13 protein-coding genes are annotated in these 14,784 nt (G+C 62.1%); 6 read left to right on the top strand and 7 right to left on the bottom strand.

Features of this window, described 5'->3' with window-relative positions:
• Positions 1-55 precede the first annotated feature (55 nt).
• From ACAX43_RS02200 to ACAX43_RS02190, 3 genes are all read left to right on the top strand, one after another.
• Entirely contained in the window at positions 56-1,525 is a 1,470-nt protein-coding gene (locus tag ACAX43_RS02200; protein ID WP_370706775.1) for an amidase, read from the top strand.
• 96 nt (positions 1,526-1,621) lie between these two features.
• Positions 1,622-3,070: a short-chain fatty acid transporter gene (locus tag ACAX43_RS02195; RefSeq protein WP_370707081.1), complete on the top strand. Its 1,449-nt coding sequence runs from the start codon at positions 1,622-1,624 to the stop codon at positions 3,068-3,070.
• 79 nt (positions 3,071-3,149) lie between these two features.
• Complete coding sequence (locus tag ACAX43_RS02190; RefSeq protein WP_370706774.1) at positions 3,150-4,043, top strand: LysR family transcriptional regulator; 894 nt, start codon at positions 3,150-3,152, stop codon at positions 4,041-4,043.
• A 36-nt stretch (positions 4,044-4,079) separates the two neighbouring features.
• On the opposite strand, the gene ACAX43_RS02185 is transcribed toward ACAX43_RS02190, so the two are convergent.
• Complete coding sequence (locus ACAX43_RS02185; protein ID WP_370706773.1) at positions 4,080-4,916, bottom strand: DUF2182 domain-containing protein; 837 nt, start codon at positions 4,914-4,916, stop codon at positions 4,080-4,082.
• 8 nt (positions 4,917-4,924) lie between these two features.
• Entirely contained in the window at positions 4,925-5,692 is a 768-nt protein-coding gene (locus tag ACAX43_RS02180) for a DUF899 domain-containing protein (protein WP_370706772.1), read from the bottom strand.
• Between the two features lie 130 nt (positions 5,693-5,822).
• Between ACAX43_RS02180 and ACAX43_RS02175 the strand changes: the two genes are divergently transcribed.
• Positions 5,823-7,043: a helix-turn-helix domain-containing protein gene (locus tag ACAX43_RS02175; RefSeq protein WP_370706771.1), complete on the top strand. Its 1,221-nt coding sequence runs from the start codon at positions 5,823-5,825 to the stop codon at positions 7,041-7,043.
• A gap of 9 nt (positions 7,044-7,052) precedes the next feature.
• Positions 7,053-7,718 carry a glutaminyl-peptide cyclotransferase gene (locus ACAX43_RS02170; RefSeq protein ID WP_370706770.1) on the top strand — a complete coding sequence of 222 codons (666 nt, stop codon included), beginning with the start codon at positions 7,053-7,055 and terminating at the stop codon, positions 7,716-7,718.
• A gap of 59 nt (positions 7,719-7,777) precedes the next feature.
• Here ACAX43_RS02170 and ACAX43_RS02165 read toward each other — a convergent pair whose 3' ends face one another.
• The 3 genes from ACAX43_RS02165 to ACAX43_RS02155 form a co-directional block, all read right to left on the bottom strand.
• A complete protein-coding gene (locus tag ACAX43_RS02165) occupies positions 7,778-7,933 on the bottom strand; it encodes a hypothetical protein (RefSeq protein ID WP_370706769.1) in 156 nt (51 codons plus the stop codon).
• Between the two features lie 649 nt (positions 7,934-8,582).
• Positions 8,583-8,876: a GYD domain-containing protein gene (locus tag ACAX43_RS02160; protein WP_370706768.1), complete on the bottom strand. Its 294-nt coding sequence runs from the start codon at positions 8,874-8,876 to the stop codon at positions 8,583-8,585.
• Between the two features lie 160 nt (positions 8,877-9,036).
• The gene (locus tag ACAX43_RS02155; protein WP_370706767.1) at positions 9,037-13,074 is read right to left on the bottom strand and encodes a CheR family methyltransferase; all 4,038 of its coding nucleotides are present in this window, start codon (positions 13,072-13,074) and stop codon (positions 9,037-9,039) included.
• A 258-nt stretch (positions 13,075-13,332) separates the two neighbouring features.
• Here ACAX43_RS02155 and ACAX43_RS02150 point away from each other — a divergent pair, with 258 nt between their 5' ends.
• Entirely contained in the window at positions 13,333-14,052 is a 720-nt protein-coding gene (locus ACAX43_RS02150; protein ID WP_370707080.1) for a Crp/Fnr family transcriptional regulator, read from the top strand.
• Positions 14,053-14,134: 82 nt separating this feature from the next.
• Here ACAX43_RS02150 and ACAX43_RS02145 read toward each other — a convergent pair whose 3' ends face one another.
• Both ACAX43_RS02145 and ACAX43_RS02140 read right to left on the bottom strand, forming a co-directional pair.
• The gene (locus ACAX43_RS02145) at positions 14,135-14,278 is read right to left on the bottom strand and encodes a hypothetical protein (protein ID WP_370706766.1); all 144 of its coding nucleotides are present in this window, start codon (positions 14,276-14,278) and stop codon (positions 14,135-14,137) included.
• 54 nt (positions 14,279-14,332) lie between these two features.
• Positions 14,333-14,566, bottom strand: coding sequence for a hypothetical protein (locus ACAX43_RS02140; RefSeq protein ID WP_370706765.1), 234 nt, complete (start codon positions 14,564-14,566; stop codon positions 14,333-14,335).
• Positions 14,567-14,784: the final 218 nt, after the last annotated feature.

The raw sequence follows: 14,784 nt of genomic DNA, 5'->3' as shown, positions 1-14,784 counted from the left end.
TCAAATCGAACAAGTGAGACGCCCCACGACAAAGAAATCTATTACGGAGACAAGTATGACCACCCACACTGTCATCGACGGCACGCTTGCTGCCGCGAATCATGGTTTGTGCAACCTGACTGCGACCGCCGCCGTCGACCTGCTGAAGCGGCGCGAAATCTCGCCGCTCGAATTGGTGGATGCGGCCATCGCACGCATCGAGCAGGCCGACCCGATCGTCAACGCGCTGCCCATCCGCCGGTTCGAGGCCGCGCGTGCGGCTGCCCGGAACTTTCCCCAGCCGACCGACGAAGCGCTTTCGACTCCCGGCTGGCTGGGCGGGTTGCCGATCGCGGTGAAGGACTACAACGACATGGCCGGCTTGCCGACCACCTACGGTTCGCCCATCTTCGCCAACAATACGGCGGCGCGCTCCGACCTCACCGTTGCCAATCTGGAGCGCCACGGCGCGATCCCGCTCGCGAAATCCAACGTGCCCGAGTTCGCCGGCGCGAATACCTTCAATACCTTGTTCGGTGCCACGCGAAACCCCTGGAACACCAATTTGACGGTGGGCGGTTCCTCCGGCGGATCGGCTGCGGCATTGGCCGCAGGCATGGTCTGGCTTGCCACCGGAAACGACCTCGGCGGCAGCCTGCGGATTCCTGCCAGCTACTGCGGCGTGGTGGGTATGCGCCCGAGCGTCGGTCGCGTGCCACGCCCGGAATCGGTGGTTCCCTATGATCCTTTGTGGGTCGAGGGACCGATGGGCCGTTGCGTCGCCGACGTCGCCTTGATGCTCGATGCGCAGGCGCACTTCGACCCGCGCGACCCGCTTTCATTGCCAAAGCCTCCGGTACCGTTCGTCGACGCCGTACGGCACCCGCGCGCACCGAAGCGTGTCGCCTATACCTCCAATCTCGGCATCGGCAAGGTCGAAGCCGAAGTCGCCCGCCTCTGCGAACATGCGACGCGCCGCTTCGCCGCAGTCGGCGCGCAGGTCGACAATGGCCACCCGGATTTCGCAGGCGGCTTCGAGGCGTTCCAGACGTTGCGAGCGAACCTGGTCGCCGCCGTGCGCGGTCCGCTGCTCGAGACGGAGCGCGCACGCATCTGCCCGGAAATCATCTGGAACATCGAAAAGGGCCTGAAACAGGACGGCGCGACGGTTGCGCGCGCCGATCGCCTGCGCGGTGAGTTGTTCAAGCGCGTCATTGCTTTCTTCGGCGAATACGACGTGCTCGCCTGTCCGACCGTCGCCGTGGCTCCCTATCCCGTGGCGCAACGATTTCCCACGGAGATCGACGGCGAACCGTTGGACTCGTATATCGACTGGATGTATCTGACATTCGTCCTGACGCTCACCGGCTGCCCGACCATTTCGGTGCCGATCGGACTAACGTCCGATGGCCGACCGGTCGGTCTGCAACTGATGGGCCGGCCGCGCGGCGACTTCGAATTGCTGGGCGCCGCCGAACTGCTCGAACAGGCGCTCGATATGGCCGCGCAGGTGCCACGCGATCCGTTCCCGGCGATTGCCCGTTAACACCGTGTTGGGAGGCGTGCTCACCGCATGATCGGCGGCACGCATTGCAGTCAGATATCGATCGGAGATAGAACCATGTCAGTCGAGAGCGAGGCCATGAACTCGCAGAACGCAGATCTGCACGAAACCCCTGTCCTTGAGAGCGCGCCGGCGCTGGAACGCCTTGCGCTACGCGTCACCGCCTGGTGCGAAAAGTGGTACCCGGATGCTTACGTATTCGTGGCATTGACGGTTCTGGCCGTTGCGTTGGGCGCGCTGGCGATCGGTGCGTCGCCGCGCACTATTTCGGTGTCGTTCGGCGCCGGCTTCTGGAGTCTGATTCCGTTCACGATGCAAATGGCGATGGTGGCGATCACAGGCCACGTGATCGCCAGTTCGCCGCCGATTGCGCGTCTGGTAAAACGGGCCGCGCAGGTGCCGCGAGACGGACGTTCCGCAGTCGCGTATGTAGCGTTTATCAGTGTGCTTACCTCGCTGCTGCATTGGGCTATCAGCCTGGTCTTCGCAGGCCTGCTCGCGAAGGAACTGGCACGCCGCGCGGACCTGCGCATGGACTACCGGGCAGCAGGCGCGGCGGCCTATCTCGGTATCGGCGCTACGTGGGCGATGGGCCTCAGTTCGTCGGCCGCGCAGTTGCAGGCTAATCCGGCCAGCATTCCCGCGACGCTGCTGCCGATCACCGGCGTGATCCCGTTCAGCGAAACCATTTTCCTGTGGCAAAGCCTGGTGATCGCCGGGGCGCTTGTCCTGAGCTCGACGCTAATCGCCTACTGGACCGCCCCGGCACCCGCGCGGGCGAAGACCGCCGCTGAACTGGACGTGCAGCTGGGCGTGGTCGAGAATCCGTTGCCCGCGCGCGAACGTCCCGGTGAATGGTTGGAGTACAGCCCGATCCTGACGCTCGTCCTGGTCGCGTTGGGCGCCGGCTGGGTCTGGAACGAGTTCGCCAGCAAGAGCTGGTTGATCGCAATCTCCGGGCTCAATACCTACAATCTGATCTTTCTGATGCTGGGCATGCTGTTGCACTGGCGCCCCAGGAGCTTTCTGTTGGCGGTGTCGAAGGCGGTGCCGGTGACGTCGGGCGTACTGATCCAGTTCCCGCTCTACGGTGCTATCGCCAGCATGCTGACGTCCGCCAAGGGGGCGGCGGGCGAGTCGCTGACCCATCATCTGTCAACGCTGTTCGTCAGCCTCGCCTCGACCAACACCTATGCGTTGCTGATGGGCGTGTATTCGTCGGTGCTGGGCTTTTTCGTGCCGTCAGGGGGAGGGAAGTGGATTATCGAGGCACCCTATGTCATGCAGGCGGCGAACAAGCTGCATGTTCATCTCGGATGGGCGGTGCAGATCTACAACGCAGCAGAGGCATTGCCGAATCTGATCAACCCCTTCTGGATGCTGCCCTTGCTCGGCATTCTCGGTCTCAAGGCGCGCGACCTGGTGGGATTCACGTTCGCGCAATTCATTAGCGGCACTGTGCTGGTGCTGACACTCCTCTGGCTGTTGGCGCCAACGCTCGCCTATCACCCCCCAGTTCTTCCTTAACCTGGACACAAGGCGCGACGGGTGCTTCGGGAAAGGCCAGACGCTAAAATCGGCGAACACCTATGAGATGGGCTCATCAATGCCGCGCGAAAATTTTAACGATCTGCTCGCCTTCATCGCCGTTGCGCGCGAGCGCAGCTTCACCCGCGCCGCCGCGCAGCTGGGCGTGTCGCAATCCGCGTTGAGCCATACGGTTCGGGCGCTCGAAACCCGGCTCGGCACGCGGCTTCTGACGCGCACCACGCGCAGCGTCGCCCCAACCGAAGCAGGCGAGCGTCTTCTCCAGACGGTAGCGCCTCGCTTCGAGGAGATCGAAGCCGAACTGGCAGCCGTGACAGAGCTTCGGGATAAACCCGCGGGCACCATTCGCATTACCGCCACCGACTATGCGACCAGGACGATCCTGTGGCCCAGATTGTCCAAGGTCCTTCGCAAGTATCCGGAAATCAAGGTTGAAATCATCACGGACTACGGCCTCTCCGATATCGTTGCGGATCGCTACGACATTGGTGTGCGCAGCGGCGATCAGGTGGAAAAGGACATGATCGCGGTCCGCATTGGGCCGGATATGCGCATGGCAATCGTTGGCTCGCCAGCCTATCTCGAGAAGCGGACGTTGCCGAAGATGCCACAAGATCTGACCACGCACAATTGCATTAATCTGCGTTTGCCGACGCTCGGCGGGTTCTACGCGTGGGAGCTCAAAAAAGGCAATCGTGAAGTGCAGGTGCGGGTAAAAGGTCAGCTCACGTTCAACGGAACCTATCAGATGCTGGACGCGGCGTTGTCGGGGTACGGTCTTGCGTATGTCCCCGCGGAGCTGGTGCAGACGCACGTCGACGCGGGTCGCCTCATCCGGGTGCTTGAAGCGTGGTGTCCCACTTTTCCGGGCTTGCACGCTTACTACGCGAGCCGTCGCGAATCTTCACGCGCGATGGTCATCGTCATCGATGCGCTTCGCCACCATGCGTAAGGTGAGATGGCGGCAGGCCGGCGCATACGGCATGCGTTACCCAAACCCAACTGCTCGGGCGATCAGCAATACCCCCGCTCCAACCATGCCCGCTCCAATGACTCGCGCCACTCGCTCGCCATACGGTGCAAGACGTTCGACGGTGATAGCCGCCGTCACGGCACCCATCACACGCAAGTCCATGAACCCGGCAACGAGGAGGATCGCCGTCAGGCCGGCACAGCAGTAGCTGCAGTGGAGGCCAAGGCGCAGGCCGTACCGCCATGCTGTGCCGGCGTCCGGCGGCAACGTACCGCCTCGCCCCGGCGCCGCCCGGCAACAGGCAAGGTGACGAGCCTTCCACGCGGAGAACTGAAGCATGCCGGCGCTCAGAACGACAACACCGACGGCGAGCGGCACGGTGCCCGCCAGTGCCGGCAACTGCATCTCGACCGTCGTCAGCGCGACGCCCAGCACAAACGCAGCCATTCCGAACGCCGTCCACACGAAGAAGTAGCTCGCGCCCACCAGCGCCGTCAACCGGCCGAGGCGCGTCTCGCCTGGCCTGCCGACGGCCTGGCGGTAGCGCCACAGCATGGGCACCAGGGATGGCAACATCATCGCTGCCATCATCACGATCCACATGCCGAGGAACGACGCCGCGACGCCAGGCCAGGTCTGTCCGCACATCCGCATCCACGCCATCGACATCGTCCAGCCGCCGGGCATCGGCATCTCGCCCATCGTCGACATGGACGCGCACCGGACGATCGTCACCACCGAACTAGCGGCGAAGAGTAGCGCCGAGACGCCGAAGAAGACGCGCTGCGAAGCGCGCTCGTCAATCAGGCCTCCTGACATGTCGCGTCCCCCGGTTGCGCTAACGTGATCCATGACGAGGCTCAGCGCTTGTCGTACTCATCGTGACGCTTCCACCAGACGCCCGTCTCGTTACGCCCCTTGGGCGCGCGGTCCAGCCACTGGTACATGCCCCAGATGCCGTCCACGCCACGCGCATAGGTGGAATAGGTGTGATAGACGACGCCATCCTCAAGTACGAACGCGCTCAATCCCGGTCTATCACGCGTGTAGGTCGCCGCGTCGGTTCCGCAGGTGGCCGCGAACTGGGCGACGGGCTCCGGGACCTGTGTCGCGTCCATCGCGTGGCCGCCGCGCTCGTAGTTGTATTCGATGCTCCCTTCACGCTGCTGCGCCTCGGTAAACGAGATGTTGAAGTCGAAGTTGAAGTCGCTGCCAGCCGAGGAGGCCCAAGGGAACGTCCACCCCATCCGACGCTGATACGTCCGCAACTTCTCGAGCGGCGCCCGCGATATCGCCGAAAGCGTGACGTCGTGGTTCGCCAGGTGGACGACGAAGCCGTCGAATCCGTCCGCGATCGCCGAGCACGACGGGCACCCCGCCTTGTAGTCGGGCCCGAACATGAAGTGGTAGACGAGGAGTTGCGAGCGCCCTTTAAAAAGATCCGGCAGCGAGGCGCTTCCTGCGTCGGTCTCAAACCGGTACGCCTTGTCGACTCGAACCCAGGGCAGCGCCTGCCGCTGGCGGACCAGCTCATCGCTCTGCCGCGTCAGCGCCTTTTCCGCCGCAAGCAGCTCGAGCCGCGCTGCCAACCACTCTTCACGTGTTCCGGTTGTGTGTGTCGTGATCATGCTTCCCTCCTTGGGAGTGCTTCGCCGTTCGTTCAGTTGTCGATACGACGTACTGGTTGCTGGTCGTGCTAGATTAGTCACGGGCACCCGAACGGTGGGAGTGACAAGTGTGGCGGGATTCGAATCGACCATGGACTCGCTAGTCACGGCCGCGGCGCGTGCGCTAGCCGCGGGGGACCCCCTCGGCGCACTGAACCGGATCGCCTTACGCGACGATGCGCCAGCGCTCGCGCTGCGAGGCATCGCAATGGCGCAGCTTGGCGATCTCGTTCGAGCAAAGGCACTCGTGCGAAGTGCGGCGCGCGCCTTCGGTCCGAAAGAACCTGTGGCGCGCGCCAGGTGCGTTGTTGCCGAGGCCGAGATCGCGCTTGCTTCCCGCGACCTGGGCTGGCCCGTGAAGGCGCTCGACGCAGCGCGGGCAACGCTCGAAGCGCACGGCGACCGGCTGAACGCCGCGCATGCGCGTTACCTCGAGATCCGGCGTCTTCTTCTGATCGGGCACCTCGACGAGGCCGAGCGTTCGCTCGCCGAGCTTGATCCCGCGCCCTTCCCGTCCGCGTCCATGGCTGCTCACGAACTGGTCGTCGCGGGGATCGCGATGCGACGCCTGCAGACTAAAACGGCGCGCGCTGCGCTCGCCCGCGCGGAGCGCGCCGCGCGCCACGCAGGCATCCCCTCGCTGACGGCCGAGGTCGAAAGCGCGTCCCTTGTCCTGAACACGCCCGCAGCGCGCCTGATTGCGCGTGGCGAGGCGCGCCTGCTCCTGCTCGATGAGGTCGAAGCGTTACTGGCGTCGAAGGCGCTCGTCGTGGACGCCTGCCGTTATGTCGTGCGTGACGCATGCACGGTGGTCTCGCTCGCGCGGCGTCCTGTGTTGTTCGCGCTCGCACGCGCGCTGGGCGAAGCGTGGCCGGAAGACGTGCCGAGGGACACGCTCGTCGCGCGTGCATTCCGGGCGAGGCACGCCGATGAATCGCATCGTGCGCGCTTGCGAGTCGAAATCGGGCGGCTTCGCACGGTGCTTGGGACACTGGCCGGCGTGAGCGCGACAAAGCGAGGCTTCGCGCTGATGCCGCACGGCGCACGCGAGGTCGTCGTGCTGGCGCGGCCGGTCGAAGAGCCGCATGCGACGGTGCTCGCCTTTCTCGCCGACGGTGAATCGTGGTCGAGCTCGGCCCTGGCGATCGCGCTGGGCGCCAGCCAGCGCACCATGCAGCGCGCGCTCGACTCGCTTGCGGCAGCCGGCAAGGTACAGTGGTTTGGCCGCGGGCGGGCGCGTCGTTGGATGACTCCGCCCGTGCCGGGATTCACGACGACTTTGTTACTCCCCGCTCCACTACCAAGTGATTAGGATGGGAACATGAATCGATCAACTGCCAAAATCACGCGTGAATATGGCCCCTTTCCGGGGGTGGACAGCGTGCATGGCGTCACGTATGACGGTCAGCACGTCTGGATTGCGACCGGAGACACGCTGAACGCCTTCGATCCGGCGAGCGGGAAAACGCTGCGCTCGATTGATGTCGCCGCGCATGCGGGAACGGCCTTCGACGGCCAGCACCTGTTTCAGATCGACGGGGACCGCATCCAGAAGATCGATCCGGATAGCGGCCGTGTGCTCGCCACGATCCCGGCGCCCGGCGGCGGTAACTCCGGGCTCGCATGGGCCGAGGGGACGCTCTGGGTGGGGCAGTATCGGGATCGGAAAATTCATCAAGTCGATCCTCAAACAGGGGCGATTCTTCGCACCATCGAGTCCAACCGCTTCGTCACCGGCGTGACCTGGAACGACGGAGAGCTCTGGCATGGCACGTGGGAAAATGACGCGAGCGAGTTGCGGCGAGTCGATCCACGAACGGGAGAAGTTCTGGAGAGCCTCGAGATGCCGTCTGGCGTATACGTGTCGGGGCTCGAGTCCGACGGCGCCGATCAATTCTTCTGCGGAGGCGGTGACAGCGGGAAGGTGAGAGCCGTCCGCCGACCCAGGCAAGGCACCGAAATCCCCGTCGAGTCCACGAGCGAGTAATCGTTTGGACGCGGGCGCTCGTCCTCCCAATTCGCTGTGAGGACACGGGTGACTAACGCTTAGCTTAAGCCGAGATCCATACCGTCAGCCGTACTGATGGCCAGCCAATCGACCAATTCGGTCATCATCGGGCTTTCGAAGCTCATCACGGCTTCAGCAGTCCTGGCCGCCTGGGCCGGCGTCAGATCGCCGTCGCTGCACGCCATTTTGATCACGTCTTGATACCTCTCGAACCACGTTCGATCGAGCGGTTCTGTGCCCGGTAACGGTGGAGCACGCTACGAGTAGCGTGGCCGAGGTAAGCGCTACTCGTCGTTCGCAATTGCCTTGTATGCGTCGAGTAGTTTCAATTCATGTGGCGTGCGAACGACTTCGGGCAGGACAAACCGTGCGTAAGCCGGCAGCGTGTCTCGAACGCCGAGCCGGGCGAAACTCCGTGCCCGCGCCCACATCGTTATACGCGCGGCGACTAACCCGAAAAGCGGGGGTGTCGCGAGCCCTGCTATTGCAAGTCCTGTCGTGTTCATCCGAAGATCCCTTGCGGACCGTCTATCATCACCGGGAGATCTTCGAGCAGAAGCTTCTCACGCTCCAGCTTCATCTGCGCACGGACCGTCACCTTCGATCCGAACTTCACGCCGTTCCTTAAGGCGACGCGAACCGACGTCACAAATAGAGGACGGCGGCCTGCTGGCGTTCGACGTGATGGTGATCCCGAAAGATGCGCCGCACCCTTAAGCGGCGCTCAAGTGGATCAGCTGCATCGAGGACCCGAAGGGTAACGCGCGGCGATCACCAATGCGGTGTTTTACCCACGAGTCGTGGAAAAAAAGAAACGGTTAGCAAGCCCGATGGCGGCCGTTTTTATGGGAGTTTGCCGAGAATCGCGCTGCATTCGTCCTTCGTGAACGCACGGAGCGTTTGCGTGCGGACATTGCCAGCGGATCCGAGCGCATAGCCGAATGCCGCGAAGCTTTGCTCATCCGGTGCGTCGACGAGCGTGACAATGTCATATTTGCCCACCGTCCAGTAGATCTCTTTCATTTCACAGCCAAAGGTTCTGGCCAACTCCGCCGCTTGACCAGCCCGCTGCGGGCTGTTTTTGACGTTGCGTATACCTTGATCAGTAAATTGTGCGAGAACCACATAAGTCGCCATGACGATTCCCCTTACGATTAGTACGAGTCGGGATTCAGACGCGCAGGCTCGATCGCGAACGCTACTGCAATCGTGTTGCGAAAAGTGTCTGCGCGCATCCTGATTTTAGGCAATGGAATCGCACGCCACTGGCTGTTTGCCCCCTGGGCGGTTGACGCCCTCAATGGTCACCCGCCGATTTCCCTCCAGCAGCAAGCAAGTGCATCAAAGCCTCAAAATCGACCGGCTTGGTCAGATGATGGTCAAACCCCGCTTCGGCCGAGCGGCGTTGGTCGCCGGGCTGCCCGTAGCCGGTTATAGCGATCAGCATTGCATTTTGCGTCGATTCGGACGCCCGAAGTTTTTCGGCTACCTCATACCCGTTCATGCCAGGTAAGCCGATGTCCAGAAGCACGGCGTCCGGCCTGAACAACGCCGCCGCGCCAAGCCCCTGAACGCCATCGAGGCGAGTCTCCACCACATGCCCCTCGCTGGTCAGAAGCAGGGCGAGCGTTTCGCCCGCATCGGTGTTGTCGTCAATAATCAGGATTCGTTTGGTGGGCATCTCGCCTGGTACTCGCGTGGCGCCGCCCGAGTCCAGGTCAGGACGCGACACCTCCAGCGGCAGGTCGACCACGAATACGCTACCGGTTTTACCATCACTGGTGGCGCTGACCGAGCCGCCGTGCAATTCGACCAGCCGGCGAACCACAGAGAGGCCGACGCCCAGGCCGCCGTAGCTCTGCCCTTCGGACAGCGGCCCCCTGACGAACATGTCAAACAGACTACCCAGCATCGAGGAGGGTATCCCTCTTCCATTGTCCTTGATACGCAGTGACAGCCGGTGCCCGATTCTCTGCGCTGTCAGGCTGATTTCCCCGCCGGGAGCAGTGTATCGAGCCGCGTTGATGATAATGTTTTCGAGAACTTGCGACAGGCGCACTGGGTCGACATACAACTCGAGAGGCTCGTCGGGTAGCGAGATCGACAGATTGTGACGGCGTTCTTCGATAATGGGCTGGCACACTTCGATCGCACTGCGGACGACCGCTTTCAGCTCGACTGCCCGGCGATGCAGTTCAATACTGCCATTGGAGATGCGCGTCAGATCAAGCATGTCGTTGACCAGTTGCGTCATCGCGCGGCCCTGTCTCTGTATGACGCCGGTCGCCCAGGCCTTCTTCGGCGCGGCGACGGCTTCGGATGCGAGTACATCGGCCGCTGAACACAGGGCAGCGAGCGGATTGCGCAGTTCATGTCCGAGCATCGCCAGAAATTCGTTCTTTCTCTGATCGGCTAGCAAAAGACGTTCGGCGCGATCGCGAAGCTGGGTGTTACTGATACTCCGATTGGTGAGATCGCGCTCCGTTGTCGCGATAGCGGTGGCATTCCCAGAATCATCCGCCAGGACCGATAAAGTTATCCATATATCGATCAGCCGCCCGTCTTTCGTAACGCGCTGGGTTTCGTAGGAATGCAGTGCCTCATTGCTGACGGTCTGGCCCACAAAACGGAGATGATCCTGACTCGCCCCGCGTGGCAGTAGGTCAGCGACGCTCATCCGCAACGCTTCGGCCTCGCTGTAGCCATACATCACGCTCGCAGCCCTGTTCCAGGCGAGAAAGCGGCCTTTGAGATCGAATACCGTCACCGCGTCGTTCGAATCCTGAACCACCGTGGCGAACCGCCGGGCGCGTTCGTCGGACAGTTTGACGTGGGTGATATCGGTCCAGGTCACCACGACGCCAGCAGGTGGAGCTTCGCGAATCGCGAGGTACGGCGTCACACGGCGAACATACCATTCTGCGGTCACTGTCTTGATCTCCTTCTCGACCTGTTGATCCACGCCCTCAAGTACCCGGTTGACCTCGACCGACAACGTGCCGCCAAGCGGGTTGGCCAGGACCTCTACGATCCGGCGGCCGATATCAGGCGGCGCCAGCCCTAAAATCCTCGCGGCGCTGGGGGTAAACCGTTTAATCAGACCCTGACTGTCGAGAAGCAACGTCGCGATTTCCATGCTGGCAAACAGATTCGTGAGGTCCCCATTGAGAGCCTCCGTCTGATGGATCTTCTGCTCAAGTTGGGAATTGACGACGTTCAGTTGCTCATTGACTGCCTGCAGTTCTTCCTTCGAAGTTTCGAGCTCTTCATTCGCCGAACGCAGCTCCTCGTTCATCGAAAGGATTTCTTCGTTCGATACCCGTAATTCGCTATTACTCTCTTCCAGCTCCTCGATCGTGCTGCCGAGCTCCACCTGCGTCGTCCGCAGTTCGCTCTCCAGGTGCCAGAGGTCGGAATCCGCGCCGGAAGGCGGCGACGACGCGGGCCGGTCGGCCGTTGGCAATCGGGCGAATATGACGAGCAATGCCTTGCCTGCATGGGCCGTGTCGAACGGCCGCGTCACCGTGATCTTTACCGCCGGCGCGCCGCCGTCCGATACGACTTCGCTAACCGGCGAGGCTGCCTGATCCTGGGTCGCCCGGCGCAATACGATCCGCAGCTTAAGGCGCAGGCCTTCACGCGCCATGTCGAGAATGTTGCCGGTCGGCTCACCAGCGGGTTGGGTCAGATATTCGTCCGTCGAGCCGCTCACGTAGAGCACCTGATGGGCGGAATTGATTAGCACCGATGCAGCATGGTGCTCGTCAAGCAGCGTGGCGTTGACCAGCTCCGCGTAACCCTTGCTGCGAACGCCAACGCGGCTTGCGGGCGGGAATTCCTCGCGGCGTGCCGTTCTCGCGGAAAACCGGTAGCCAGAGACCGCCGGCGCGACGACAGGACTACGCTGATAAATACGCCAGGCTCTCGACACCTCCTGAAACTGGGTGGAATCGGGATCGGTACTTTCCGAGCGTCCCAGAAACAGATAACGCTTCGGATTGAGCGCGAAATGGAATAACTCAAACACCCGCTGCTGCGCTTCGGACTCGAGGTATATCAGCAGATTCCGGCAGCTGATCAGGTCCACGCGGGAAAACGGCGGATCGGCAATCAGGTTCTGCGGGGTGAACAGCACCGTTTCGCGAAGCTCTTGCCGGATCTGGTATCCATCGTCGTGCGCCTGAAAAAATCGTTCTAACCGCGCTTCGCCGACCGGCAATGCGACGCTCGGTGAATAGATGCCCTGTCGTGCGCGTCCCAGCGCCACGCGGTTCACGTCAGAAGCGAGGATCATGAACGGTCGCGTCAGGCGGCGCTTCTCGATCTCCTCCGTCAACAGCATGGCCATCGAATAGGCCTCTTCGCCCGTCGCGCATCCCGGCACCCAGACACGCACAGGCTGTTCGCCCTCCGGCTCGTCGAGCAGGCTGCTCAAGACCCGTTCGGACAGCGCGTTCCATGCATCGGGATCGCGAAAGAACTCCGTGACACCGATCATCATGTCGAGGCTCAAAGCCTGGGCCTCCTCGGTCCTGGCTCTCAGGATGTCGCAGTACGCCTCAAGACTGTCGATCCGATTGACCGTCATGCGGCGGGCGATTCGACGCTCCAGCGTGCCCCGCTTGTAACCCCTGAAATCCGATCCGGCAGCAGCAAGGGCCCTGAGCACCGGTTCAAGGTCGACCGCATGCGCGGAATCCGCGGAAGTCGGCAAGGTATCGGCCGTGGAGCGTGCGATGTAATCGAACAATGCGGCAGGCAGGTTTTCGACTGGCAGCACGTAGTCCACCAACCCCGTTGCGATTGCATGGCTGGGCATTGCACTGTGTTCAGCCGTTTCAGGTGACTGCGCCATCACCATGCCGCCCCCGGCCTTGATTGCTCGCAGGCCCGCCGAACCGTCCGCGTTCGCGCCAGTGAGCACAATTCCGATGGCACGATCGCGCTGGTCAGCGGCTAGCGACGTGAAAAACTGATCGATCGGCATGGGAATCGATGGACGTTCGACGGCGATATGCAATTTGAATGCGTCTTGCGTGACAACGACAGACACTTTCGGCGGGATAACGTAGACGTGCCCCGCACGGATCGTTGCGCCATCCTCGATGACGGACACAGGTAACGGCGTGACTTTGGCCAGCAGCTGCGGTAGATGACTCTCGGCGCCGGGAGCCAGGTGGACCACGATCACAAAGGCGACGTCGCTCGGGATCGCGGAGGCGGCTCTGAAAAACAGGCTCAGCGCATGAAGCGCACCGGCTGACGCGCCGATTGCGACTATGCGAGGAGCGGTGCCCCGACTGGGCGCCGCCGAAGTGTAGTTGGCATTATTCATGGCGGATCGAGCAAGACTGCTGGAGGGCCAGTGTAGCGCCTAACACGGCACAACTGTTCGAACCTTGGGATCGGACGACATTCGGGCCTGGCGTTTCAGCCCGCCTACAGGCGCGGCGAACGCATGGTTGATGGGAAGCGAACTCACAGCGATATACTCGACACAACCATGCGCGATGCACTGGCGGTGTGTGTCGACATATTGCGCACCGGAGCCGCTCGGCGCCGTGCTGTTTCCAGACTACGGGAGACTTCGCAAGTGCTCAAGGAAGACTATCGAAGCGGCAATCATCTGCTTGCGGTTCTGCCTGAGGCAGAGTGGGCACGCATCGCTTTGCATCTGGTGCCCGTAGACATGTCGCTGGGGCAAGTCATTTACGAGCCCGGTGCCCGTCTCGACCACGTCTATTTCCCGGCAACATCCATCGTTTCCTTGCTGTACGTCATGGAGAATGGTGCGTCAGCCGAGATTGCGATCGTGGGTAACGAAGGGATAATCGGCATCGCGCTCTTCATGGGCGGTGAAACCACGCCGAACCGGGCCGTTGTCCAAAGCGCGGGACGCGCATACCGACTGGATGCTCATCTGCTGAAGGAAGAATTCCATCGCGCGGGCGCGGTGCAGCGCCTGTTGCTGCGCTACACCCAATCGTTGATCACACAAATGGCGCAGACCGCTGTGTGCAATCGGCACCATTCAATTGATCAGCAGTTGTGCCGATGGCTCCTGCTTAGTATCGACCGGCTGCCATCGAACGAATTGACCATGACGCAGGAACTGATCGCAAACATGCTGGGTGTCCGGCGAGCCGGTGTGACGGAAGCCGCGATGAAATTGCAGGAGGCGGGGCTGATCCGTTACAGCTATGGTCGTATTGAGGTGCTGAATCGACCTGGACTCGAACAGCGCGTGTGCGAGTGTTACGAAGTGGTCAGGAGGGAATGCGCGAGACTATTGCCGGACCTCAAGGCAACCTGACAGGTCATCGGGCTTCGCGAGGCAATGCTGCCATCCGACAAACCGCCAATCGGCGACATCGTCTGAACCGGACCGATCGCCGTTACTCAGCGATGGAATAGCGCGCCGGACGGCGTTGCGGTGATTTGATGGGCTGCTCGACGCGCGGGCTGGCGCCGCGAATGAAGAGGATCGCGCAGACCACTACCATCGTCCAAATGCAGAGAATTACGGTCAAGGCATTCATTTCAGTCTTCAGAAGTTCGGCACTGCAATTCGTTCTGTCTGGCCTGTCGGCCAGTCAATGTGCCGTAGGTTGCTGGGTACCGTTGAGCAATAACTCATCGATCAGGCGCGTGGTCAGTGCCAACTGCTTTTCGAGCGAGACGCGCGCTGCTTGCGCCCCCACCGTGTCGCCGCGTGCGACCGCGTTGTGAGTCTGCGTCGCGAGGCGCAACACGCATTCCGACGCTAGGTGCAGTCCGCGCATCATGCCCGCGTCGGAGTACGGCGACGGACTGTTCCATTCGGACATGGACGCGTCAGGCAAGTCAACTTCAAACTGACGACTTTTGTGGTAACGGAAAGACATCTCAAGCTCCCTGCGCGATTGGCACGATGTCAGTGTGCGCCGACGAGGAGGCATCCAATTCGTCGAACAGAAGCCAATTCTTTAGTTAATCCCCTGCCATCGAAAAGGCAAAGGCGCCCCCAAATCGGGGTCCGACCGTGCGACGGCGCCGACTATGCTTC

Source organism: Paraburkholderia sp. IW21 (assembly GCF_041321145.1).
In the GTDB taxonomy this organism is placed as follows: domain Bacteria; phylum Pseudomonadota; class Gammaproteobacteria; order Burkholderiales; family Burkholderiaceae; genus Paraburkholderia.
This window is presented reverse-complemented; position numbering and strand designations above follow the sequence as displayed.

Coding starts and splice junctions, on each gene's coding strand:
- ACAX43_RS02190 (WP_370706774.1), top strand. CDS start 3,150: ATGCCGCGCGAAAATTTTAACGATCTGCTCGCCTTCATCGCCGTTGCG.
- ACAX43_RS02195 (WP_370707081.1), top strand. CDS start 1,622: ATGAACTCGCAGAACGCAGATCTGCACGAAACCCCTGTCCTTGAGAGC.
- ACAX43_RS02185 (WP_370706773.1), bottom strand. CDS start 4,916: ATGGATCACGTTAGCGCAACCGGGGGACGCGACATGTCAGGAGGCCTG.
- ACAX43_RS02155 (WP_370706767.1), bottom strand. CDS start 13,074: ATGAATAATGCCAACTACACTTCGGCGGCGCCCAGTCGGGGCACCGCT.
- ACAX43_RS02160 (WP_370706768.1), bottom strand. CDS start 8,876: ATGGCGACTTATGTGGTTCTCGCACAATTTACTGATCAAGGTATACGC.
- ACAX43_RS02175 (WP_370706771.1), top strand. CDS start 5,823: ATGGACTCGCTAGTCACGGCCGCGGCGCGTGCGCTAGCCGCGGGGGAC.
- ACAX43_RS02145 (WP_370706766.1), bottom strand. CDS start 14,278: ATGAATGCCTTGACCGTAATTCTCTGCATTTGGACGATGGTAGTGGTC.
- ACAX43_RS02140 (WP_370706765.1), bottom strand. CDS start 14,566: ATGTCCGAATGGAACAGTCCGTCGCCGTACTCCGACGCGGGCATGATG.
- ACAX43_RS02200 (WP_370706775.1), top strand. CDS start 56: ATGACCACCCACACTGTCATCGACGGCACGCTTGCTGCCGCGAATCAT.
- ACAX43_RS02180 (WP_370706772.1), bottom strand. CDS start 5,692: ATGATCACGACACACACAACCGGAACACGTGAAGAGTGGTTGGCAGCG.
- ACAX43_RS02170 (WP_370706770.1), top strand. CDS start 7,053: ATGAATCGATCAACTGCCAAAATCACGCGTGAATATGGCCCCTTTCCG.